Source organism: Desulfosalsimonas sp. (genome assembly GCF_055149105.1).
This window is the reverse complement of record NZ_JBSRLA010000010.1, coordinates 38,562-61,964: the sequence shown is the minus strand read 5'-3', so window position 1 is coordinate 61,964 and position 23,403 is coordinate 38,562. Positions and strand designations below refer to the sequence as shown.

The window sequence follows — 23,403 nt, the reverse complement described above, 5'->3', positions numbered from 1 at the left end:
GTCAGAGCCTCTGCATCACGTCCGGGCCACGCTGGATCCCGATAACCCGGCCCTGGACCAGGACATGGTCAAAGCCGTAACGCTGAGGCGGAAAATCCGGATTTTCAGACTTGAGCAGGATATGGTCGGCCCTTGCAAAAAAACGCTTGATTGTGGCCTCCTCACCGTTTATGAGCACGGCTGCAATTTCACCGTCTGCAGCATACTGCCGGGGCCGGCAGATGGCCAGATCTCCGCTGAGAATGCCGGCGCCGGTCATGGAATCGCCTTTTACGCGCAGGGCAAAAAGGTTGTTGCCCTTGTAGAAATCTGCATCCACCACAATGCTTTCCTCCCACTCCTGCTGGGCATACACGGGCAGCCCGGCGGTGATCCGGCCGATGACCGGCACTTCCCGGATCCGCTGGATTCCGGCAGTTTCACCGGCGCGGTTGAGCAGATGCACATGCCTGCCGTAGCGGCCCTGGCGCTTTACCAGCCCCTTTTGCTCCAGGACTTTCAGCATTTCCGCCACTGCCGTATGGCTCACCCCCAGATCCCCGGCGGTCCGGCGCAAAGACGGTGTCTGGCCGGTTTCCGCGATCTGTTCCCGGAGGTAGTCAAGCAACCGCTGCTGTCTTGAGCTCAATTCTGTTTTCATGATTTATCCGTTAGCCCGGAACAATGTAAAAGTCAATGTAAAATTTTGTAAAGGTAACGTAAAAAACCGGACAAAAAGCTTGAACAATCCGGACAAGGCTTATATAAGGCTGTTTTTCGATGAACAAAAGACATGGTCGGCCAGTGCCCTGACCCGCACCCTGGTCCACGGCCGGCAAAAGGACACCGATATCCGGCCCGGAGCGGAATTTGTGGTGGAATGGGGTATCGGAAAAGAAATCCCGGTTTCTCCGGGCCTTGTGGTCCGGCCCGGCATCAGCGGATGCTCAACCTGGCAGATCGATGACGACAGCGATGACGGCCCCGGCACCGTGGCCTTGGAGAGAAAAGAAAACCATGCCCTGGGCGCGGAAATCAATTTTTTCTTTCCCCCGCCCCGGCTCATGCAGGTCAACCTGCGGTTTCTCCGGGAATTTAGCGCAAAAAACAGCCCGGAAGGCTCCCAGTTTATCATTACCCTGAGCAAGTCCTGGTAAAGACCCCGGGGCCCTGCTGTGTCCGGGAGTGCTGACACAGCAGGGCTCCGGCTGTCTCAGTCCCGTATTTTTCCCGCGTTTTTGCGCATCACCGCTTCAGCCTCTGCCATGATGCGATCAAGCAGTTCCCTCACACCGGGTACGTCCCGGATCAGGCCCATGCACTGGCCCGCAGCCAGGGTCCCGGCTTCCATGTCACCTTGTTCAAGCATTTGCTTGCCCACCCGGCCGGCCACATAGGAAACAATGTCCTCTATGCGGGTTTCCCCCGGCTGCTGCTCGATTTCAATAACCTTGTCCGCAATGGTGTTGTGCAAAACCCGCTCGGTGTTGCGCAAAGAGCGCATGATCAGGCGGGTGTCGCGCTCCGTGCGGCCGACCAGGGCCTGTTTGACATTGTCGTGCACGGGCGCCTCTTTTGTGGCCACAAACCGGGTGCCCATATTGATGGCATCCGCGCCCAGGGCCAGGGCTGCGGCCAGGCCCCTGCCGTCGGCAAACCCGCCCGAAGCCACCAGGGGTACGTCAATGGCATCCCGGGTAGCCGGCAGCAGGATCAGGGAGGTCACATCGTCTTCACCGGGATGGCCGGCTGCCTCAAAGCCGTCCATGCCAATGGCATCACAGCCGATTTTCACGGCCTTTTGGGCGTGGCGCACAGAGGTGCACTTGTGCAGCACCTTGATGTCCGCAGACTTGATCTGATCCATGTACGGCTCGGGGTTTCTTCCGGCGGTCTCGATAAACCTGACCCCCTCCTCGATGCAGATCCGGATATAGGAGGGGTAGTCCGGCGGGGTGAGCGCGGGCAAAAACGTGAGATTCACGCCAAAGGGCTTGTCTGTCATCTGCCGGCATTTGCGGATTTCCGCGCGAAGATCCTCCGGGTCGGGAAATGTCAGCGCGGTCATAAAGCCGATGCCGCCGGCATTGGCCACTGCTGCGGCCAGTTCCGCCCGGGCGATCCACATCAGCCCGCCCTGGACAATGGGTTTTTCAATGCCGAACAATTCTGTAATCCGGGTCTGAATCATGATCTCCCCCTTTTTTGGGCACGGTTATGGATGCGATAAATACCCGTTAAACAATTTTGACGCGCTCGTAAAAAGTCGATTTTCAGATGGCGCCGTAAAAAGTTCAAGATCAAGGCTTGCGCGATTTCGAAGAATGCAGCGCAGTTATGCGTACGTGAAATTCTGAGAAATTGCGCGTAACGCAGATATTGGACTTTTACGGTGCCATCAATTTTACTTGATATCAGGCTGTATGCTTCAGGGAAAATTTTTCAAACATGTGGGCCAGACCCGCGCCCAGGGTGTAGACAGAGCCGATGCTTAAGTTGTCTTCCACGCACTTGTCAAAAAATATCTGCAGATTCGATGCCATCTCCTCCTCAGGCTCCCAGTAGCAAAACAGCAGGGGGGCTTTGGCCAGGGGATACATCACCACCGCGGTATCGGCATCAAACCGGGTTTCGGTGCGTTTGCCGTCAAACACGTCGAGCATGTCATTGAAAAAATCCGTATAGTTGTCTGCAATGCTTTTTAAGGGTTTGGTGCAGCGCTGGTCAAACAGGCCCTCGCGCTCACGTCCGCCCTTAAGCTCCCGAAGCGGCACCCACTGGCCTGTGGGGGGCGTGCCCTTTGCGTTGACAATATAATCAAACACCGGCACGGTCACCCAGGGATTGACATGAATCTGGGTGGAAATCCGGCCGTTGCCGTCCACGGCAAAATCCTTGCCCATGACCTTAACAATGATGCGGCCTTTTTCAAAACGGGCGCCCAGGCGCCGGGCGGCTTCTTCCAGGTCGGTTTGGCGCACCTGCTCCCGAAGCTCTTCCACGGCATCATCGACTTCAGCACCATTGCCGTTTGACTGTTGAGCGGCATTGTTTTGATTTTCAAATGCCGCAACAGCGTCGGCCTCCACGTAAGGACACTCGGACAAACTTCTTTTTCCCGTAAACACTGCCGCAGCAAAGGCCATGCAGGTTTTTTCATTGCAATGACGGCAGTTGGATTTGTTTAACAGCTTGTAAATCTCCATGGGACTTGCAGGTTGGGACATAAATTCATGCTCCTTTTGCACTGGTTCTGATTCTTAATTTTTATCGGCTTTAAATTGTCGGTATATACTCAAAGGAATACATACTATAAACATTTTTTTGGCAAATGCATCCACGCTGCCCGGCTTTGACCGGCATCGCCCGTAAATCCCGAGCTCCGGCTTTTCCAGCCACCGCAAACAACCTGCCAAAACCCCTGCTGAAATCCTGGACAGCCCCGACGCTTTTTGATATCTTTTTTCATAAGCTTATAAAAAGGCTTTTTTATAAGCAGTGTTAAGTTTTAAGTGATTAAGTGTTAAGTAAAATCAAGAAGTTATTCTTTTATTGTTTAGCGATTATGCCAGTTTTCGGACTTCCAAGGAAGCCCAAGGGCGGGGGCTGTTTTTAAAGCGACATTGAGCGTTTTTGCGTAAAATTTCAAACGGTTTGAGGCCGACAGACCGGGTTTGTAAATTATAAGCCAAGGCATTTGATGACTCCGCAAAAACGGTCAGGAGCGAAAAAACTGACCCCGGCCGCAGGGCTTCCTTCCTGCAACAACAGCGGACGCGGTAAAAAGCTTTTTACGGCAGCATTAAACATTGTTTTTAAAAAAACCGGCTTAAAACCAGCCAAAATCATATAAAAGAAAGGAAACCATTATTATGCCCATATATGAATTCAAGTGCGTCCAGTGCGGAGACATCCAGGAATTTATCCTCGGTGCCGGAAATGATTCCGAACAAGTGGAAATGAAATGCAAGGCCTGCGGCTGTGAAACCCTGGAGCGGGTGATCAGTCGGGTGGGCTGCTGCATGGGAGGCGAAAAAGGCGCCAAACCGCAAGTGTCGTCCAAGACCTGCGCCTCGGGCAACACATGCGCCACCATTGATCTGCCCGGTCCGTCGCGGTAGCGGTGACCGGGATCCAGCGCGCAACCATTACAGCCAATCATAATGGCATATACAAAGAGGCAGCCATGACAGAGGAACATCAAAGCCGGCAGTTTGACGAAAAAAAAGGTGAAATCCTGCTTGAAATCGCCAGAAAAACCATTGCCGATCGTCTCGGCCTGTCTTACAAACCTTCAACGGATCTGGACGCCGCATCCCGGGATACCGCGTTTGAAAGCCGCCGGGGCACTTTCGTGACCCTAAAAATCAATGATCAGCTCCGGGGGTGTATCGGAAATCTTCTGCCGGACAAGCCCCTGATCAGCGCTGTGCAGGACAACGCTGTCAACGCCGCATTTCAGGATCCGCGCTTTGCTCCCTTGTCAAAGCAGGAGTTTGAAAAAATCCAAATCGAGGTCAGCCTGCTCACAGAACCCAAACCCCTGAATTACAAGGACGGCCGGGACCTGCTTGACAAGCTCCGTCCCCATGTGGACGGCGTGATTCTCCGAAAAGGACCTTACAGCTCCACGTTTCTCCCCCAGGTCTGGGAACAGCTCCCGGACAAAAAAACCTTTCTGGAGCAATTGTGCATGAAAGCCGGGCTGCCCGCAGATGCCTGGCAAAAAGGCGATATCGAGGTGCTGACCTACCAGGTCCGGTATTTTGAAGAGCCCAGGTAAACAAAAGCGGCTTCCCGGGCTGGTGTTTTGCCCGGATTGCAGGTCTGCGGGGAAAAAAGGAGGAAAAATTCGTCCATGTCCGAGAAAAAATTTCAGCCTGTTTACCTTCTGGTTTTGCTTATAGCGGCGGTTGTGGTGATGACTGCCGGATGCGGCAGCAAACACCGGGTCAAAACCATGGAGGTGACCGCCTACTGCGGCTGCGGCCAGTGCTGCGGATGGGAGCGGGGTTCCTGGAAATGCCTGAAGCTCGATGTCTGGAACAAATACATCTCATATGGCCCCAGGGCCGGCCGGCCTTACACGGGACTGACCGCAAGCGGCACCAAACCCCGTGAGCCCCAGCCCGGACTTTTTTCCGGAGACAGCCTTACCCATCCCTGGATGATACCGGTGCGCATCGTGTTTTTCCCGTGGCTGCTTCTGCCCGAAGACGGCACCATTGCCGCAGATACGCGGTATTATCCCTTTGGCACGCGCATGTTTGTGCCCGGATACGGATACGGAGTGGTGGAAGACCGGGGCAGCGCCATCAAAGGCCCCCGGCGTTTGGACATTTTTTACCGCTCCCATGCAGAGGCCCTGCAATGGGGCAGGAAAAAAATCAATGTCACCATTTATCCCAAATAACAAAAAAAACCCGAAACCTTAATAAAAAGTGCAGCCACGGCAATGGAGAATAAAAAACGCTTTGAATTTTTAAAGCAGGATTACAGACAGGGTTTTCCGGCCCACTGCGGCATAGAGGTGGTCAATGTTGATACCGGCCGTTTTGAGGTAAAACTGACCGTCGGCCCGGAGCACGGCCAGCGTGAAGGCTTTGTCCACGCCGGGGTGCTGGCCACCATGGCCGATCACACCGCAGGATACGCCGCCTACACCGTGGTGGCCGAAGATGTTTCCATACTGACCATTGAACTGAAAATCAATTACTTCAAACCGGTCACAGGCGATACAGTGGTGTGCCGATCTAAAATCATTCACCAGGGACGGCGGATTATTGCGGCGGAATCAGAGCTGTTTTCAATTCTCCAAAACCGGGAAAAACTGGTGTCCAAGGCGATTGTCACCCTGATGGCGGTCCCGGACTCAGCTTAGGGACAACAACATTTTGAATTGAGGTTCCAGGCAAATGGATGAACAGAGGCAAGCTCCGGGCCGGCTTGCGGATCAAAGGCCCAAATCCCGCAGCCGGCTCAAATTGATCGCAATTGTCGTGGCAGTGGCGGTGCTTTCCGCTGTTGGCACTGCCCTTGTCATCCGGTACGTGTTTTTTCCCTCAGAATTCACGCCTGTAACATTGAGCCCCAAGGAGGAAAAGGTGCTCAACGAAAAAATCAACCGGCTCAATGCCGCATCCCCCGGACAAACATCAAAAAAACCCGCCCGGGAGCAAGCTGCGCCCGTAACCCCGGAGCCATATACCGAAGATCCCGGCAGCCGGCAGATCGTTTTTACCCAAAGGGAATTCAACGCTTTGATCGCCAAAAACACCAACCTGGCAGACAAGCTGGCATTTGATTTTAGCCGGGACATGGCCAGCATAAAACTGCTGATCCCCCTGGACCCGGATTTCCCGCTTCTGGGCGGCAAAACCGTAAAAATTACCGCAGGTGTGGAGCTGGGTTATACCGACGCCAAACCTGTTGTCAAAATCCGGGGCATGAGTATCTGGGGAGTACCCCTGCCCAATGCCTGGATGGGAAATTTAAAAAACGTGGACCTTGTGCGTGAGTTCGGCAATGAAAAAGGCTTCTGGTCCACCTTTGCCGCAGGTGTTGAAGATTTCCGGGTGCAGGACGGCCACCTCCGGATCCGTCTTAAGCCCTGAGGCCCTTAAATTCGCTCAGTTTCAGACCATGTTGGAAGCTATTGCGAGCCCATGCCCTGCATGGCAGCCATGATCCGCTGCTGGGCCTCCTGCACAGCGGCCTCGTTCATATAGGGCATGGCTTTCATAAAGCTGCTGCTGACCTTCTGCATGACCTCGGCCTGCTCTTCTGCAGTCTGCTTGACTTCTTCGGGCATCTGCTCCGGGTCCCGGAGTTCAGGGTATTTTTCATTGATCTCTTTGATGCGCGGGGCCAGGGATTCCAGCCCTTTTGCATACGCATTCATGGCCGCGGCAACACTTTCAGCCGAATCGGCCTTTTCCATGTCGGAATTATAATCCGCTGACAAATCAATAAAATCCTTCTGCACATCCACCACATCACTGTACTCGCCGCCGCATGCGGAACCAAAGACCAGCAGCATGGAACACAACACCAGCATCAGCCGTTTCATCATGATTTCTCCCTTTTTATCCAATTGTTATCAGTTCATCGCAGATTGAATTTTTTGTAAAATCGTTTCCGAAGGGGCGCAGAAAATGTAATTTCCCACCACCGGCCGCCAGGTGCTGCCCGAAAGCCGGCCCAGTTTTTTGTGATAGTAAGTCACGCGATAAGAAAGTTTGTCACTGTTTGCATCCTGATATATCACCTTGTTGACCAGGGGCTCTCCTTCAGCCGGGGAAAGGGCCAGTGCCCTGCTGTCAGTATGCTGCCTTCCAAACCGGGTGTACTGAAGCTCGACAACCGCCCGTGCAATACCCATTTGTTCCAGTTCCCCCAGGTCGGCTTCAGCTTCCAGGGTGCGGGGACGCACAGGGGCGGCCAGGGTCACGGCCATGAGTTCTCCCTCTGTCCAGTCGGGCTTCGGGGGATAGAGATGCCCGCCCCGCAGACTCCATTGCACGGCATAATCATAGGTCTGGGCATCATCGCCCATCCGGGCATAAGTCAGGGTCGCGGTCTGCCCGTTTTTTTCCAGATATTTCCGGTCAATGGTGAGCTCATCAATAAATGGCCGCTGATCTTTGCGGGGCACACGTACCTGGACCGTGGCGTAATTGACCATTTCATTGAATATGTCATAGGCCTCGTTGTCAATGATAAAGCGCATCTCCCGCCGCTGAAAAAAAGGATCATCCAGATTGACTTCGGTGACGAGTTTTGAATCATCCTTATATTTTTCATACCATGCACCCACGTTGCCGGTCATGGAATAGTGCTCATACCGGGCCATGACCTTTTTGAGGTTCAGGGTCTGCGTGGATTTCCGGCGGATCTCTTTTCGCTGAAACACCGTGTACTGGTACTTATTGTGCTTTGCGGCCTCCTTGCGTCTTTGGGCAACAGCGTCCTTGTCTGTTGCCATCTGCTCATCATCGCTTAACAATTCTTCCTCCGAGGGCTGACCCAGTCTTTTCTGCATGTCAAAAAAGGATTCCAGGACGATCTTGTGCAGGCCGCTTTCAACGATCTCCTTGTCGCTGTCAGGCACGTGCTGGACGTAATCAAAACTCACCACCCCGGTCTCTTCCAGGAAATCCAGCATCTGGTGTTTTTCCTTTTCAGTGAGCATCGTGGTTTTTCTCGTGCTTATGTTGAGGGCGTTGTACCACTTGGGATCCCAGTAACGGCTTTCATCAGTGGATTTTTCCCGTTCGTGGCTGTATTGGGACTCGATTGCGTGGTATTTGTCATAGTTGATCTTGACCTTGACGTCATAGGCCGGCAGTTTGACCACGTACTTGAGGTCAAAGACAACCGATACCTGGGAAGTGGGCTGCTTGAAGCTTTCCGCCAGGAGGGTGGCGCCGTGGGCATCCAGCCGGGCGGCCACGGCCACCTGCTGACCCTCCATCACCGGCGCCTTTCCGGAGGTGATCAGCGTGGAGGTAAACGCCTCATCGCCCAATACGGCAGAGACCACGTTGAAGCTGTTGCCTTCCGCGCCAATTTCCAAAGGCACAGCACCTTTTAGCCGGGCACCCTTGACCTGCTTTTGCAGTGCTTTTTCCACTGCCTGCTGCTGGGTTTTATCCAGGCCGTATTCAACGAGAAAATGGAGCACAGCACCCTCGGCCCCGCCTTCGGCCTTGGTTTTATCGGTCACGAAACGGATCAGGGAAAATTTCGGCGTGCCGTCGGCATGCCTGGATATTTGCGGGTTGGTGGGCAGGTAATAATAAGTTTTGCTGGTTTTTGCCGGATCCCGGGTGGCTTCGGGGAAACACCGGACAGTGGTGCCGTCCTTGAGCTTGATATCCCGGTGGCGGCCGTACTGGATCCCGCCCACCTTCCGGACGGTTTCTGATGAGGGAATGGTGAGCGCCGGGCGGATGGCTTTGGGTTTGAATTTGTATACAGGTTCCGGATCTGCACCGGTTGTGCTGCCGGCACCGGCCATAGCGGCTCCGGCCGCCATACACAGGATGAGCACTGCGACCATTGCCACCTGCTTGAATCGGATCATTATTATATCCTCCTTAAATTATAGTTCAGGCGGTATCAAAACCAGATAGGTTTCATCCAGGGGCTGCCAGTCGCCCTTAATGGGCCGGCCGCCGGACGGGTACCAGTTGATCCGGTAATCAACGGCTGCTTGCGGATCATGGAAAAGCACGTGGCCGGACACGGACTCGGCATCCGTGACCCGCATTACGGCCAGGCGTTTTTTAACCTTCTCGCCAAAGACCGGGTAGCGGACTTCCAGGGTAGCGCTTCGGATCCCTGCGTCTTCGAAAAGAAAACGGTCCGCATCCACTTCCAGATCCATCCGGTCAAGGGGCGGGGCAATGGTGATGATGGGATCACTGCTGCTGTGCCATTCATCCGGGTTCCCCGGATTCTTGATCTGGTGCTGGCCCCTGATGCTCCAGGTGGTGCGATACCCGTAATCCAGCCATGCCTCCTCTTTTTGCCCCAGCCGGGCGTAGCGCCAGGATTTGCTGAGTCGTCCCTGCCGGATATCCTCCCGGGTAAATATCAGTTCCCCGGCAGCAACGGCGTGATCCGGATACTGCTTGATCACAGAAACCCCGGCAAAATTCATGATATCCTCAAAAACGCCGGAAAAGTTGCCGTCAATACGGAAAAAGACCTCCCGTTTTTCAAAGGCCGGATCCGCCAGGTTGACCACCCGAAACATTTCCGGGTTTTCCCCGAATTCCCTGTACAGGCCCGATATATTTCCTGCCGTGTCCACAGGCACCCGAATCACGGCCCGCCGGTTTAAATTGATATTGAAAGTGGCCCGGTTGATATCGGTTCGTTTTTTGAGCACATACTGATTATCCGTGTAATATTTCTGGTTGCCCGTACCGGTGAACACCCTGGCCAGCCATCCCTTTTTCTGACGGCCCTTTATCTGGCCGGATTCAACGGCTTCTTCCTTTTCCGGAATTGCGGTAAACCCGGTTTCCTGGTCAAAAATAATTTCAGTCAATTTGGTGGTGGCCAGGTCCACCAGGCTTTGCATGGCCTTGTTGGCGGTATCCTCCGGAAGCCTGTCAAAGATCTCCACATTAACGGTACCGGTGCGGACCAGCTCATCCATGATATCCCGGATCTGACGTCTGGCATAATTGTCCTGCCGGTTGAAAACCTTTGAGAAATGTTCATAAACCGTGCTCACATCCGCACTGATTCGGGCCTCAAAAGACGGCAGCGAGGCCTCGTAATAGGTCCGCAGGGCAACGGATACATCCGAGGTGGGTTTGTTTAACGATTCCCACAACAAGGTCGCCCCGTGGGGCGACAGGGTGGCGGCCACCGCGGCCCTGGAACCCGGGGTAACCGGGGCCCGGCCGCTGCTGATCAAGCTCCGGGTAAACCCTTCGTCTGAAAGGGTCCCGGAAACAATGGAAAAACTTCCCTCTTCCTGCTGATTCAGGGGCACCGGCCCGGCCAGGCGGGCTTTTGGTCTTTTTTGTTTAAGGGCGTTTTCAAGGGCTGCGCGTTCATCTGCAGGCAGGGAGAATGTCATGAGCATGTGCAAAAGCCCGCCGCTGGTCTCGCCTTTGGGATCCACGAACTTCACCAGGGAAATCTCCAGGGCACCGTTTTTTTTTTCCGATACCCTGGGAACAGTGGGCAGATAATAATAAACATCCGGATTACCGGCATCCTGGAGCAGCAAAATCCCGTTGATTTCCATCCGGCCGGCTTCATAATTGACCAGCGCCCACGCAGACCCGCCGATCAAAACAAGAACCAAACAACATACCGAAATTGAGAGTTTTTTGAAAATCATCATTGTTTAAATGCCTCCCCCGGGAAGTTCATCCCAATAGATGATATCGCCTTCCAGTTTTCTTTCTGCAGTTGGAATCTTTCTGCTTCCTGTGAGATACCAGGTGACGGCCATGCGGGTTTCGGGATTGTCCGGGTCTTCGGGAATATCGAGGATCATGGATGGCGCCGGCCCTTTATTTCGGATCGTGGCCTGCCGGGTCACATAATGATCCCCGATTCTGCATTTCAGGGTGATTACCCCATGACGTACATCCGCCTTTGTCAGGCGGCTGCCGTCGCCCTCGATGGTAATTGTCCTGTAGCGGTGGGGCGGGGCCAGAGCCAGCATGGGGCTGTCGGTTTCCTTCCACGGGGTCCGGAGTTCCACCCCGCCGTGAAAGGACCAGATGGCCTGGTATTTGTAATTCAGCCAGGCTTCGCGATCAGAATCGTTTTTCCATCCATAGGTCATGGAAAAATGGTTGCCCGAATCATTGAATCTTTCGGGTGTGATAACCACCTCATCTGTGGTTACATCGCCTGCCTGGTGGCGCTTTTTCATTTTTACCGTAACGAAATTCATATACTTGGTAAAAGTGGCGGCATCCTGGCCATCGAGCGTCACCAGGACTTCCCGCTGTTTAAAAACCGGATCATCGATTGTAACGGCCCGAAACACCCGGGGATCGTTGCCGTATCGGGCATAGATGGCCCCGATATTTTCAGCCATGGCAAAGGCCTGGTTCTCGGTTCGAAAATGATTCATCTCATAGACCATCTTGCCGGATCGCTTTATGCGCTTCATTTCATAGGAGGCCACCAGGGAAAAACCCGGTGCGCCACTGGCACGGTTTTTTTGTGCGGCCGTTTTTTTATCTGCATTTTTTGCAGCCGCCTCTTTTTTGGCTATGGGCTTGTCTTTACCCTTGTCCCCGGCCTCCGATTTTTTGTCGGATTCTGCTGAAGTGCTTTTTTTTGTGGCCTTTTCTCCGGATGCATCTCCCGGATTCTCCGGCAGCTGGGCAGAGGCGGCCCTGGCAGTGGTTTCGGCATCCGATGCGGCGGGGCCGTCCGCCTTTTTCCCCAGACGCTGGCGCAGCATGCGGATGCGGCCCTTGATTTCATCGGCCCGGCTGCCGGTGGGCTCATGATTTTTTTGATAGGTCTCGTAAGCCGTGAGGGCGGCCCGGGTGTCTTCGTTCGGAAAGCCGTTCTTTCGGGCGTTTTCATAAAGCCGGCGGGCACGCGTATAGGCATGGCCGGCATCTTGTTCAGTGGCTGCCTGTGCTACGGCGCTTGCTTCAGAAGTTTCACTCTGGCCCGGTGCTGCCGTGCCGCCGTCAGCGTCAGTTCCTGCCAGCATCTTTGCATTCCGCATTTCTTCCAGTGCATTTTTTCCGTCCTTGCTGTCATGGCCATAAATATCTGCGGCCTGTCCGAAGGGATCAATGGCGGATTCATAGCGTTCCATTTGGAGCAGACACAGGCCTATGCTGAACAAAAAATCGGCTTTTCTCTTAGATTCTGCAACCGCGCTTTTGGCATAGATGTCCGCGCCTTTCCGGAAAGCTTCAAGCGCCTGCGGATACGCTTCTTTGCTGTAATGGGCGCATCCCTTTTGATAGGCAGCCTTGGCCTGATCTTTAAATGTATCGGCACAGGCTGAAGGGAAAAGTGCCTGATAAACCGTCTGCCAGAAAGACGCGGGTGGGTGGGCAGCTCCATCACCGGCCGGCCTGTGGATGAGTTGCGGATTTACCAGACTCGCGCTCTTTCCGGATTGTTTCGTGCCGGCCGCGCTTTTGAGCAGCTCTACCGCCTGATTCAGGCTGTCATAGCTGTTTTTTTGAGCTGCGGCTTTCTTTAAATCATCTGCGGGCGCAGGATCAAACATCACTTTCAGCAGCTTCTCATTGGCACTCTGGATGATCTGGTCCATGTTTTTATTTTCACCCCTGGTGGTGATTTTAACCGCGCCTGTCTGTCGCAGCTCCTGGAGCAGAATATCCACGTCCGCGCCGAACCATTTGTACTTGAATCCGGCATTGATGCGGTCATGCTTGCTGACCCTTTTCCAGTCCGCCTCCAGGGTTGCCTCATAGGGCTGCCGGATTCCGGCAAATTCCATGTCAAAAACCAGGGAGATATCGGGTGTGTCGCTTTGGAAGCTTTCCCACAGCAGTTCCGCCCCTTGCCGGGTCAGGGCCATGGATACAGCGGTCTTCTGTCCTTCCATCAAAGGGGCTTTGCCCACTGCCACCGTGCGGGTGGTTTGTTGATTTTCCTGCTGAAAAGAAGTAACCAGGGCAAAGCTTCCGTTGCGATACGCAATCGGACCCGCCAAAACAGCATCCGGGTGCCGCTGACGCAGATCATTTTCTGCCTGGCGGACGCGCTCATCAGAGGCACCGTAGGTCACGAGAAAATGAAGAATGCCGCCGCCCGAAGCTTGTCCTGTGCCGGCTTCGCCTGTCTTCCGGGTCCGGGCGTATTTGAGGAAGGAAAACTGGGGCCGGCCGTTTTTATAGGCCAGTCCGGGCTGATCCGGAAGATAGTAAAACCGCTCCGGGGAATCCAGGCTTGGATAACAGATCAAATCTCCGCAGGTTTCCATTTTATCCAGCAAAATTTCCTGGGCCGCCGCATGAGCACAAAAGATGCACATGCATAACGCAAAGGCTGCAAACAAAAACAGTTTTCGAAAAATTGACACCTTGCCCCCCTCTTTTCCGGCAAATCGCGGATGCCGTCATTGTTCTTCTGTTTCTTGGTTCTCCTCTGTCCTGTTTTGATAGGCGGTGATATCCAGTAGCGCTTCCCCGGTTTTTTGCCGCCATTGTCCGGTTTTTTTGCTGCCGTCTTTATAAATTCTCGAAATTCTGTAGCGATAGGGCTGGTCCAGGTCTTTTGCCAGCTTAAACGCGATGCGCCCGCGGTAATCACTGCCGGTCCTGAATGTCACGGACTCCACCAGATCCCGCCCGGCTGTGGGGATGGCCACCTCCACGATCTTGGCATAAAGGTTTTCCTCCAGGTTTTCCACAAAATCAAAACAGAACACATCCAGGCCGGTATAGCCCTTTTTCATTCTCGCCCCGAGATCGGTACGCTGAAAATGGTCCGGATGAGCGGCAATATCCATTTCAACCGCCACAACCCGGTTTTGCGCGACTGCGTCGGGCTCCCATTGGTCCTGTTTTTTGCGCACCCCGGTCAGGGTCTCGTCAATGGACACGCTCACCTGGGTCTGGCCGGCTGCCACGGCATCCCATAGAATCTCGGCATCCCGGGCATCCAGGGGGAGCACCAGCGCACCGCCTGTCCACCTGGTATTGTAGGTTCCAAAGTTTTGTCCACCGGCAAACATCAGGGTAATCCGGGTTTTGGAAATCGGCATGCTTCTGATTTCCGGACTGGAAAACCCCCTGGAGCGGAGTTCTTTGCGCATTTCCGGCAGGATTTGGGGTTTTCGGCTGTGCTCAATGCCCAATGTCAGCACGCCCCGCACCCAAAAATCCCCGGAATCACTTGTGCCCTTGCGCCCAAGATAGCGGTAAAGGGCCAGGCTGTAATCCGGGGTGCCGTCTTTTTGCCTGCCCAAAACAGGCATGGCCGGCGTGATATACCATCTGGAATGATTTTGGTGATCCCGGTAAATCCGCACATCCCGGATGTCTGTAAAATAATCCAGATCCGGCGCGCCCATGCATACAGCCACCGGCCACAAGCATAGAGCCGCTGCTGTCAGCAGGTATTTCAAAGCTTTTGCTTTCAGATTCCCACCCCCGGATTACTGGATCGGGCCGTTAAACAACGCTTCCACCTGGCTGGAACCGAAAAACTGGGTGAGTTTTCTACCGTCCTCCCATTGCGGCGCCATCCGGGTTTGCCCGGCCTGTGTGACAGCTTCGAGACGGTATTTGTACAACAGCGGATCCCCGCCTTTATCTGCAGGAATATAGAGCATGAGATTTTCATTGATATTGTCATCAGCGGTCAGGGTGATTTCCTTTTTCTGAACCGCAGAAGCCCGGGCTGTGAAATAAGGAGACTGGACATGGACAATGAGCTTATACACACTGAACTGATCAAAGACCCCGGGAATGGCCTCCAGATGAATCAGGCTTCCGGGAGCCAGGGCCACGCCTTTTCTGATGTTCTGATCAATTGTCTCAAGGCATGGCGCACAATTGCTGTCAAAATCCAAATCCATCCAGGCCACCATGAGGTTGTCGCCCAAAAGCGCTTCAGCGGCCGGAAGCTTCAGGGATTTTTCAGCTCCCGGATCAATTTGAACGGGCTTGAGTTTTTTGGAAAGCCGCTCCAGCCTGCCGTTTTCCAGGCGATAGGCATTGACAGCCGCCAGGGCCATGGGAAAATGGGTTACATTTTCCAGCGATGCAATGGGATTGCCCCGGGCCCATTGGTCAAACCCCTTTAAACGGGGGCCGGCAAACCGGGTATACTGAATGCGGATGGGAACCGGAATCCGCACTTGTTCAACCACAACATTGAGGCGGCCCACCAAGCCGCCATGGGCAATCTGGGCCAGAACCTCCTCGGTTTCATCCTGGGTCAGGGAAAGGGTGAGCCGGAACACTTGCTTTAAATGTCCGGGCGGCTCCAAATGGATCCGTTCCGGCGGCAGGGTCAGGCCGGTGGAAAGGGCCTGCAGATCCGCCGTGGCCCCGAGACCGGGCAGCGCCTTGACGCTCAGTGGGTCCGTGGGCTTGAGATCAAAGGCCTGGCGCAGAATGGACTTGAGCAGATGAATATCACCTGTCTGATGCGGCGCCTGGAGTTCGGCTGTGATCATCACCGAAGGCTGCCCGGCCTCTGCCTGGGAATTGTACTGAACATTGAACCGGTAGCCGTCTGCATCGCGTTTGAGCAGAAAAGCCCGGGGAATGTAATAAAAGACATGGGCGGCTGCCTTGTCCTGAAATAGCAAATGGCTGTCCCAGCCGCAGACAACCCCCAGGTCGGCCAGCAGGGCGGGATCATCGATGATATCGCTTAAATCCAAAGCAGCCGAAGGGTCGGGCCCCTGGGGTTGCTCAACGGCTTCCTCGGGTATGATCGGCCTGAGATTTTTCAGGTTTTTAAAAACCGGTTTTTGGATCCGCACCGCGGTGACCGGCTGATATTGAAGGGACGGCGCGGACCGGTCTGTTTCAGCGGGTTTTGGATTTATTTGAAAAAGGCGCTTGTTGACAACCGGGGATTGCTCCCCGGCCCGGGCGGCAGCTGCACCGAGGCTTATACAAAACACGATGATCAGCAATTTTCGCATGGACGCATCTCCCTGCCTGAAAAATAGCGCTGTTAAGACATAGGCCGGCTTATTGGCTCACCAGCCGGGGATTGACCCAAACCGCCCAGTCCTGGTTGCTGCTTTGGCCGGACTGAGCACGCAAAACAATGTGGACAGGCTTGCCCGCCCAGGCCGACAGGTCTGCTTCCAGGGGGGTATATTGTCTTTTTGTAATGCGTTTGCGAAGCACCCTGCGGGACTTGTTGTCCGCGGATACAACCAAAACCGTCATCACAACCCCGTCTGAGCTTTCCGCGCCCTTGAGCAGCGCACCGGTGCTTTTAAACATCACGTTGCCGCCGAGTTTCATCATCGGAAAACGCCCCTGTATCCATCCGCGGTCAACCCATTGCGGGTGGGTTTGCAAAAGATTGGCCGCCTTGTTGTCCGGATAAATGGTGCCGTTTTTCAGGGTTCTTGCAAACCCCCGTTTGTCGCTGTCTGAGCCCGGAAACGGCAGTTGCCCTGCCGCGCTTTTCCATGCGGCTTTGTTGGCATGAGCAAAAAAATTATATTCGGTAACCAGGGGAATTGATATTTTCCGGGCCGGCAGGTTTGTCTTGCCGGCTGTTCCGGCATGCTGTGCAACTTTTTCGGTTGGTGATGGATCGATTTGCGCGGTTTGAACGGGCCTTAACACGGCCCCGGTTTCCAGGGGTCTGGGCCCGGCGGCGCCGGCCTGGGTGTTTTCTGCGGTTTCATCTTCGGCCAGTTCAATGGCCTCTTCGGAATCAGGCGGCCCGGCGGCTTGTGCTTCAGCAGATTCAATCTCACTGCTGTCTGTCCATTTTTTTTGAAAATCATAGACCAGGCTGCCAAAAGGGCGATCCGGATCTGTTTTGCGGACCAGGTATAAAAGAATCTGATCAGACATAATTTCCTCAGAACCGGTATCCCACCCGGTCGCATCCGCCTGCGAATCCCGGCCGATTTTGAGAATCACCGCCCCCTTTTTGTCTTCTATGGGCGACAGGGTGCTGGAAAATCCTTCCAGGGGTTGTCCCCAGCGCAGCACATCGCCCTGGACATAAACCCCGTCCCTGCGTTTGACATCTTCATAATCGACTTGCAGAACAATTGCATTGCCGCGCCTTTCCAGCAATTTGACTTCACCGATGCGGCCTTCATAGGTTCCGATGAATTCTTCAACCTCCTGCTCCAGGGAATCCTGGGCCGCATCCCCCAAAGTTTTGAGAAGGCCATCGAGCACTCCGCTCTCCTGCTGCTGTGCTTCTGATTCTGAAGAGGTTTCTGATACCTGGGCAGGTAATGGGGCTGCAATGATCAATAAAAGAAAAAAAAGGAAAAAAGGCCGAAAAAAGACTTGGTTTTTCATTTTCCATCTCCCTGTCACTCGGGTGGGCAAAAACGGGATAGGTGCGAGGATTATTTTTTATGATAGAAAATTGTATACTAAGCTTCAACCCCGATGTAAAGGCTTAAATGCGATTTACTCGCTCATTTTAGTCGTAAAATCGCCTACAGCGCAAAATCCATGCAAAATAACGGAGAAACGGGAAAACAACGGATTTTGTTCTTCCGTAAAAAGCTTTTTGCTGCGTCCGATGTTTGTCAGGAAGGAAGCCCGGCGGCCGGGCTCAGGAAAGCGGTGTGAGATGGATCAGAATGCCGATAAAATGCAGGGTGGAACCGCCCAGGACAAACAAATGCCAGATGGCATGATTAAACGGCAGGCATTTGGATACGTAAAAGACCACGCCTGCGGTATAGACAAGCCCGCCAAAGACCACCCAATAGAGCAATCCATGAGGGAGTATGGCAATCATGGGTTTAATGGCGACAATGGCCAGCCAGCCCATGGCCAGGTAAATGGTGAGGCTGACAAACTTGTGCCGGCCCAGATATATCAGCTCGTAAATGAGTCCGGCCGCTGCCATGGTCCAGATCAGCGCAAGCAGACTCCAGCCCCAGGGACCGCGCATGGCAATCAACAGCACCGGGGTATAGGTGCCGGCGATCAACAGAAAAATCGAGGCATGATCCAGCCTGCGAAACAGGGTTTTTATCCGGGTGCCGGAAACCGCATGGTAAAGCGCGGAAGACAGATAAAGCATCAGCAGGCAGAACCCGTAAACGCCAAACCCGACCATATGCCACAAATCGCCGCTTTTGCAGGCGAGAAACAGCAGCACCGCCAGGGCGGCAATGCTTAGCACCGCGCCGATGCCATGGGTGACCGAATTGGCCAGTTCCTCGGCAAAAGAGTAGCGCCGGCCGCCGGTCCGGTCTGGAGCATCCCCTTTGCCGGAACTTTCAACGGGATTTCTTTGAACTGGCTTGATCAAATTCATGGCAATACCCATATCACAAACCCATTGCAAAAGCGAACCGGCAATTGTTTTTCCGGCCGGCCGGGGGCGCTCAGGGCTGGTCTGCCTGACGGCCGGGCCGGAAATAATAAATCTGATCGCCGGATTTGCGGATCTCCACAAAACCTGCGGCGGTCAATTGCGCCATTTTATCGGCAACTGTTTGCGGGTCCATGGCCATGCCGCCTGCAATATCAGCAGCCGTGCACGGCCGGCGCAACAGCATGTCCAGAATCTCGGCTTCCATATCTTTTTCCGGGGCGGATGTATGTGTGTGGGCAAATTCAGCAATGACTTCGGCCTTTGGTCCCAAAACTTCGGCCAGGGCCTGAAGCCTGTCTGCGGGAACCTGGGCGGCATATTTTTCCGCAGGCGGCCGGACAGCGGTATTTAAATGAATGCGGTCCGGATCAATATCAGCCAAATGGGGATTTAAGGCCTCCATGGCCTCTTTTTTATCATTGATACCCGAAACAATGAAAATCTCAAGCCAGATCCGGCCGGCATATTGTTTCCGGAACCCGGCCAGGCCGGAGACCATTTTTTCAAATGAAATATCTGCATGGGGGCGGTTGATACGCTGAAAACTTTCTGCATCATGACCGTCAAACGAAGGCAGCACCACGTCTGCGGCCTGCAGGTCCTTTTGGACGGCTGTATCCCCCAAAAAAGAACCGTTTGTGAGCACGGCCACCGGAAAAGTCGAGATCCGACGGATTTCCCGGATAATGGCGCCAATTTCGCTGTTCAGAGTCGGTTCCCCGGAGCCGCCCACAGTGATGTAATCCGGTCTCGCCCCGGCATCCAGACGGGTTTGAAGTTCTGCCAGGATACGGTCTTTTTCAATATATGGCCGCCGGGTAACAGTGGTCTGGCGTGTGCGGCCGATCTGGCAGTAAATGCAGTCATATGTGCAGGTTTTGTACGGCACGATATCCACCCCCAGAGACAGCCCCAGGCGGCGGGAAGGCACGGGCCCGTAAACAAGTGAATCCGGTAGTTTTTGATCTCTTGGCAAAGCGGACGCATCCTTTTTGGAAAATGTGGGTTTATTTCAGAAAATCCAGTGTCTTGGCCACGGCATTGAGCTTGCTGTAAAGCATATCCCATTCTATGCGCACCGCCTTGAGCATTTCCTCCCAGTTGCCAAACAGATCGTCATTGATCTTCTGCTTTTTCGCAGCCGGCAGCCGGCTGATGTGGGTGTAGAGCTCTGAGAGCTTTTGCGCGCAATGCATCCGGTCAAACTCTCTTGCCGTCTCCAGAGCATTTTCGGAATATACCTGCAGCCGGCCATTTTCTGCAAAACACCGGCCAATGGCCTGGGCAAAGGTCTCAGGGTCAGCATTTTCATCCAGCAGACGGCCGTTGTGTTCGTCTCTGACCACTTCGCGCACACCCGAGGCATCCAGGGCCACCACGGGATTGCCCGCGGCCATGGCCTCTGTGACAACCATGCCCTGGGTTTCGGACTTGGAGGAAAATACAAACAGATCCATGGCATGGTAGGCATTGACCAGTGCATCCCCGGTCTGCTTGCCGGCCATCACCAGGCGGTCGCCCAAGCCCTGTCCGGCCAAAGCCTTCTCCATTTGCTTTTTTTCCGGGCCGTCGCCCACCACCACGAACCATGCCCGGGTATCCTGCTTCATGTAGGCGGCCACCGCCCGGGTCAGAAAAGACAGGTTTTTCTCCCTGGCCAGCCGCCCCAAATGACCGATCACACGGGCATTTTGCGGAATGCTGAATTCTTTTCGGAATTGTTTGCCGCTGCCATCCTGAAATGCCTCGAAATCCACTCCCGTGGGAATGGATGTAACCGGTGTTTTGACCCCTCGCTGCTTTAGCAGGTCTGCAATGCTCTGGCTCGGGGCCACCACATGGGTGCACATATTGGCATAGGCTGTTGTCATTTGGATCACAAATTTCTTCATGGTCGGCGACTGGGAGGAAACATAATGGGTGTACTGCTCATAGAGGGTATGATGGGTAAACACCAGGGGCAGGCCCCGGCGGTATGCCGTTCTCATGGCCGCATCCCCGAGCAGAAACGGATGGTGGCTGTGGATGATGTTCGGAGCAAATGCATCGATTTCCTCATCAATGATAAAGGGAATCGGGATGCTCACGGAGAAATCACTGCCGTTGAAATTCTGGATGGCCGGGACCCGAAGTACCCGGGAAGTCTTTTCCCGGCCGGGTTTTTTGTCCGGAAACGTGGGGGCCACGATAAGCACCTCACGGCCGAGTTTTCTCAGGTCGGTTTCAAACAGGGAAACCGACCGGGCCACGCCCCCCACATGGGGCAGATAGGTATTGGTGAACATGCAGATGTTCATTTTTCCCACACCTTGATATGCATTTCATTGTCCTGGGATCCGGCTTCCACGGCTGCGTTCTCATAGCCGGGCACCTGAACGGATATATCCGGACACCCGCTTCGCCACTGCCCGTTGATCTGCACTTCAAGGCAGCCCTGCCCCGGGGTCAGGGTCACGCTCACAGGTCCGTGAGGGGTGGGTGTGGGGCCAAAAAACAATGGCTCGTTTCCAGAAAGCCATTGCCTGAAAATTCCCGAACCAATGATCAGATGATTTTCTTCTTCGCGCACAAACAGGTTGCGAATCATAACCACCCATTCGGCCGCAGCCCAGCCGTGCTGACCGTCGCCCATGCAACCGCCCAGGGTGTGGGGGTGGATGGCCTCGGGCCACTGGCCGGTGGATGTGGCCAGTTCAGCCACTTTTTCGATCAGGTCCTTATAGCGCGGATCTCCGGCCCGAAGCAGGCTCTGGGCAATATCCAGGGTGAGATACGCATTGATTCCGGAATGAATCATGTCCTGAAAAAACGCCCCCTTATGAAAACAGTCATTCATGAGGTACTCCACGGTTTCCATAATCCGGGGCTCAGCCGCAGGGGTGATCTGAAGGGGATAATCAGCCACAAGCGATCCAATGGCCCCGGCATCCATTCGCCGGTACGGCGAGGCCGGGATGGCGTTTTTGCTTTTGGCCTCGGGAATGGCGGCAATGCTTCCGAATATGCACTTGTAAAAATCCTGGTAAAACCGGTTAAACCGGTCTGCCATGGAAGGGCTGTGAAACTGTCCGGCCATCTTTGATGCCGCCTTAAGCCCGGCCAGACCCCAGAAATCATCCCAGTAATAATAATCATTGGGTCCCAGGTGCTCGGCGCTGAACCCCGCCGGCAGCAGCCCGCCGTGTCGTATGCCCGGACTTTTGGGCGCCCGTTTTTCCTGGATCCATTCCGCGGCCTTGAGAACCGAATCCAGCCAGGTCTTTGGCGGCCGTGTACCGCTGAGTTCCAGGTACCGGTTCATGATCCACAGCACCTGGCCGTTAGAGTCCCATTCACCCTCCTGGGACCGGAAATATCCACTCCTGCGCTGCCGCTGGGGAAACCGGTCGATCCGGATGCGGCTTCGTTCGCACATGTTGGCGCTCATCATGGCGTTTAACATCAAGCAGGCATCCCGGAACCAGAACCGGTTATAGGTATACGGACCCGGAACCGGATCACCCGCGGACAAAAGCAGCAAAGAGCGAACGGCGGTGTCATACAAAAACTGAATTTTTTCATCCGGGACCCGCAGCCGGGCCGTATCCGAAAGATGCTCCTGCCATGAGCGCATGGTGATTTTCCGGCGCTCGGAAGCCGGCGGCATATCCTTTTCCAGGTCCACTGACACCCGGATGCGGCGCGCCTGATTTTCCTCTAAGCGGAAAAACGCAGCAGAAGTGGCCATGCCTACGCTGCATTTGACCCGTTTGACATTGGAGGCCACATCCGCCCATTTGCCAAACACATCTCCCTCGCCATAATCAGAAAACAAAACCTTGTCCGGCACCTGATCCATATAAACCCTGGTATGACGGTTCACCAGCCAGAATGGCCGGGCATGATTCTGAAATTCAATGGATTCAACAAACTGAATGCCTTCAGGATTATAGGGCCGCAGGGTCACAACCAGCCATCCTCCGGGTGCAGACTGCCCGGTGTAATCAATCTGCGCATACCCGGAACTGTTTTGGGTTTCCATCCGCAGGCCGGTTTCCAGGTCCATTCCTTTTTCACTGCACTGATGCACGAGCTTTAAGGTGTTTTCATCCATATCCAGATGCTGGTTTGAATTCTCCAGCGCCGAGGGAAGCAGTGTTCTGCCGTTTGCGTCAATGATCCAGCAGTCCACGGACCAGCCGTCATACAACGGTGTGACCAGGCCCCTGGGATCCATGATGGGATAGACCTGCAGGTCGGGATGGCCCACAGCGGTCCAGTTGCGATGGGTAAGATTGACGTGGCTGAAGGCAAACCCCCGAGGGATAAAGGAATAATCCGATGGATTGAACTGCCGCTGGACCCAGTAAGGCCAGATCCAGTCCAGGTTGTACTGAATGGCCTTGGTGTTGACCAGGCCCCGGGCGTGGAAGATAATGCCGGCCCGCAGCAATTCAATCGGCTCCTGGACCTCCGAGGGCTGGGAAAACCGCCGCACCTGCGCGGCCAGCTTGATCGGATCGATAACGCCAAATCGTTTGGCTGCCCGCTTAATGATAAATTTCCAGGGTACCCATCGCGTGAACATGAAAACTCCTTGTTTATAAAAATTGCAATGGACTTAAACAAATAAAATAATGCACAGCCGGCCGGTTTTCAATGGGTCGGAGTGTTTGTTGAAATCATCGGCCTCTTGCAAACACGCCATAAAGTATGAAATGGAAACGACACCCCCGGAAACTATGCAATAGACTTTATCCGGGATAACAATTGTGCTATTGTGACAGAAAAGCACCGGGGCGTAAACCGTGACAGTATCGCAAAAAGCCTTTTACATGGCTTGATGCTTGTCAGGAAGGAAGCCCTTCCCAGGGCCAAACCCCGGGACCAAGGTATTAAAGGCGGCTTTTTAAC

General features: G+C 54.3%; 20 protein-coding genes. 6 read left to right on the top strand and 14 right to left on the bottom strand.

Translation table 11 applies throughout. The annotated features are described in order from the left end of the window. Nucleotide 1: 1 nt before the first annotated feature. Nucleotides 2-640, bottom strand: a complete 639-nt coding sequence (gene lexA, locus ACTCIA_RS03975; RefSeq protein ID WP_463000508.1) for a transcriptional repressor LexA — start codon at nt 638-640, stop codon at nt 2-4. 79 nt (nt 641-719) lie between these two features. Between lexA and ACTCIA_RS03970 the strand changes: the two genes are divergently transcribed. Continuing rightward, nucleotides 720-1,136, top strand: coding sequence for a transporter (locus ACTCIA_RS03970; RefSeq protein WP_463000507.1), 417 nt, complete (start codon nt 720-722; stop codon nt 1,134-1,136). 56 nt (nt 1,137-1,192) lie between these two features. Here ACTCIA_RS03970 and ACTCIA_RS03965 read toward each other — a convergent pair whose 3' ends face one another. Together ACTCIA_RS03965 and ACTCIA_RS03960 are read right to left on the bottom strand one after the other, a co-directional pair. After that, on the bottom strand, nt 1,193-2,170 hold the full coding sequence (locus ACTCIA_RS03965; RefSeq protein ID WP_463000506.1) for an NAD(P)H-dependent flavin oxidoreductase: 978 nt from the start codon (nt 2,168-2,170) through the stop codon (nt 1,193-1,195). 223 nt (nt 2,171-2,393) lie between these two features. Continuing rightward, on the bottom strand, nt 2,394-3,206 hold the full coding sequence (locus ACTCIA_RS03960) for a DUF3786 domain-containing protein (RefSeq protein ID WP_463000505.1): 813 nt from the start codon (nt 3,204-3,206) through the stop codon (nt 2,394-2,396). Between the two features lie 645 nt (nt 3,207-3,851). Between ACTCIA_RS03960 and ACTCIA_RS03955 the strand changes: the two genes are divergently transcribed. The 5 genes from ACTCIA_RS03955 (at nt 3,852) to ACTCIA_RS03935 (ending at nt 6,593) form a co-directional block, all read left to right on the top strand. Then, nucleotides 3,852-4,100, top strand: coding sequence for an FmdB family zinc ribbon protein (locus tag ACTCIA_RS03955; protein ID WP_463000504.1), 249 nt, complete (start codon nt 3,852-3,854; stop codon nt 4,098-4,100). 65 nt (nt 4,101-4,165) lie between these two features. Continuing rightward, nucleotides 4,166-4,762, top strand: a complete 597-nt coding sequence (gene amrA / locus ACTCIA_RS03950) for an AmmeMemoRadiSam system protein A (RefSeq protein ID WP_463000503.1) — start codon at nt 4,166-4,168, stop codon at nt 4,760-4,762. A gap of 75 nt (nt 4,763-4,837) precedes the next feature. After that, the gene (locus ACTCIA_RS03945; protein WP_463000502.1) at nt 4,838-5,392 is read left to right on the top strand and encodes a 3D domain-containing protein; all 555 of its coding nucleotides are present in this window, start codon (nt 4,838-4,840) and stop codon (nt 5,390-5,392) included. Between the two features lie 42 nt (nt 5,393-5,434). After that, complete coding sequence (locus tag ACTCIA_RS03940; protein WP_463000501.1) at nt 5,435-5,860, top strand: PaaI family thioesterase; 426 nt, start codon at nt 5,435-5,437, stop codon at nt 5,858-5,860. A gap of 34 nt (nt 5,861-5,894) precedes the next feature. Continuing rightward, complete coding sequence (locus ACTCIA_RS03935) at nt 5,895-6,593, top strand: hypothetical protein (protein ID WP_463000500.1); 699 nt, start codon at nt 5,895-5,897, stop codon at nt 6,591-6,593. 38 nt (nt 6,594-6,631) lie between these two features. Here ACTCIA_RS03935 and ACTCIA_RS03930 read toward each other — a convergent pair whose 3' ends face one another. The 11 genes from ACTCIA_RS03930 to ACTCIA_RS03880 form a co-directional block, all read right to left on the bottom strand. Continuing rightward, the gene (locus ACTCIA_RS03930; protein ID WP_463000499.1) at nt 6,632-7,051 is read right to left on the bottom strand and encodes a hypothetical protein; all 420 of its coding nucleotides are present in this window, start codon (nt 7,049-7,051) and stop codon (nt 6,632-6,634) included. 27 nt (nt 7,052-7,078) lie between these two features. After that, complete coding sequence (locus ACTCIA_RS03925; protein ID WP_463000498.1) at nt 7,079-9,064, bottom strand: hypothetical protein; 1,986 nt, start codon at nt 9,062-9,064, stop codon at nt 7,079-7,081. 18 nt (nt 9,065-9,082) lie between these two features. Continuing rightward, a complete protein-coding gene (locus tag ACTCIA_RS03920; RefSeq protein ID WP_463000497.1) occupies nt 9,083-10,807 on the bottom strand; it encodes a hypothetical protein in 1,725 nt (574 codons plus the stop codon). A gap of 42 nt (nt 10,808-10,849) precedes the next feature. Next, entirely contained in the window at nt 10,850-13,537 is a 2,688-nt protein-coding gene (locus ACTCIA_RS03915) for a hypothetical protein (RefSeq protein WP_463000496.1), read from the bottom strand. Between the two features lie 36 nt (nt 13,538-13,573). After that, entirely contained in the window at nt 13,574-14,584 is a 1,011-nt protein-coding gene (locus tag ACTCIA_RS03910) for a hypothetical protein (protein WP_463000495.1), read from the bottom strand. Nucleotides 14,585-14,614: 30 nt separating this feature from the next. After that, the gene (locus ACTCIA_RS03905; protein ID WP_463000494.1) at nt 14,615-16,117 is read right to left on the bottom strand and encodes a hypothetical protein; all 1,503 of its coding nucleotides are present in this window, start codon (nt 16,115-16,117) and stop codon (nt 14,615-14,617) included. A gap of 49 nt (nt 16,118-16,166) precedes the next feature. Then, on the bottom strand, nt 16,167-17,348 hold the full coding sequence (locus ACTCIA_RS03900; RefSeq protein ID WP_463000493.1) for a hypothetical protein: 1,182 nt from the start codon (nt 17,346-17,348) through the stop codon (nt 16,167-16,169). 388 nt (nt 17,349-17,736) lie between these two features. Further along, nucleotides 17,737-18,450 (bottom strand): PAQR family membrane homeostasis protein TrhA, encoded by a 714-nt coding sequence (trhA, locus tag ACTCIA_RS03895; RefSeq protein WP_463000492.1) that lies wholly within the window; start codon nt 18,448-18,450, stop codon nt 17,737-17,739. Between the two features lie 70 nt (nt 18,451-18,520). Beyond that, a complete protein-coding gene (locus ACTCIA_RS03890) occupies nt 18,521-19,486 on the bottom strand; it encodes a radical SAM protein (RefSeq protein ID WP_463000491.1) in 966 nt (321 codons plus the stop codon). A gap of 31 nt (nt 19,487-19,517) precedes the next feature. Next, entirely contained in the window at nt 19,518-20,807 is a 1,290-nt protein-coding gene (locus tag ACTCIA_RS03885; protein WP_463000490.1) for a glycosyltransferase, read from the bottom strand. Then, nucleotides 20,804-23,077 carry a hypothetical protein gene (locus tag ACTCIA_RS03880; RefSeq protein WP_463000489.1) on the bottom strand — a complete coding sequence of 758 codons (2,274 nt, stop codon included), beginning with the start codon at nt 23,075-23,077 and terminating at the stop codon, nt 20,804-20,806. The genes ACTCIA_RS03885 and ACTCIA_RS03880 overlap by 4 nt, the downstream gene beginning before the upstream one ends. Nucleotides 23,078-23,403 lie beyond the last annotated feature (326 nt).

Bases quoted from the DNA above. Each gene is read 5' to 3' on its own strand.
- ACTCIA_RS03930 (WP_463000499.1), bottom strand. From the start codon at position 7,051: ATGATGAAACGGCTGATGCTGGTGTTGTGTTCCATGCTGCTGGTCTTT.
- amrA (WP_463000503.1), top strand. From the start codon at position 4,166: ATGACAGAGGAACATCAAAGCCGGCAGTTTGACGAAAAAAAAGGTGAA.
- ACTCIA_RS03965 (WP_463000506.1), bottom strand. From the start codon at position 2,170: ATGATTCAGACCCGGATTACAGAATTGTTCGGCATTGAAAAACCCATT.
- ACTCIA_RS03905 (WP_463000494.1), bottom strand. From the start codon at position 16,117: ATGCGAAAATTGCTGATCATCGTGTTTTGTATAAGCCTCGGTGCAGCT.
- lexA (WP_463000508.1), bottom strand. From the start codon at position 640: ATGAAAACAGAATTGAGCTCAAGACAGCAGCGGTTGCTTGACTACCTC.
- ACTCIA_RS03925 (WP_463000498.1), bottom strand. From the start codon at position 9,064: ATGATCCGATTCAAGCAGGTGGCAATGGTCGCAGTGCTCATCCTGTGT.
- ACTCIA_RS03885 (WP_463000490.1), bottom strand. From the start codon at position 20,807: ATGAACATCTGCATGTTCACCAATACCTATCTGCCCCATGTGGGGGGC.
- ACTCIA_RS03960 (WP_463000505.1), bottom strand. From the start codon at position 3,206: ATGTCCCAACCTGCAAGTCCCATGGAGATTTACAAGCTGTTAAACAAA.
- ACTCIA_RS03935 (WP_463000500.1), top strand. From the start codon at position 5,895: ATGGATGAACAGAGGCAAGCTCCGGGCCGGCTTGCGGATCAAAGGCCC.
- ACTCIA_RS03945 (WP_463000502.1), top strand. From the start codon at position 4,838: ATGTCCGAGAAAAAATTTCAGCCTGTTTACCTTCTGGTTTTGCTTATA.
- ACTCIA_RS03880 (WP_463000489.1), bottom strand. From the start codon at position 23,077: ATGTTCACGCGATGGGTACCCTGGAAATTTATCATTAAGCGGGCAGCC.
- ACTCIA_RS03940 (WP_463000501.1), top strand. From the start codon at position 5,435: ATGGAGAATAAAAAACGCTTTGAATTTTTAAAGCAGGATTACAGACAG.
- trhA (WP_463000492.1), bottom strand. From the start codon at position 18,450: ATGAATTTGATCAAGCCAGTTCAAAGAAATCCCGTTGAAAGTTCCGGC.
- ACTCIA_RS03955 (WP_463000504.1), top strand. From the start codon at position 3,852: ATGCCCATATATGAATTCAAGTGCGTCCAGTGCGGAGACATCCAGGAA.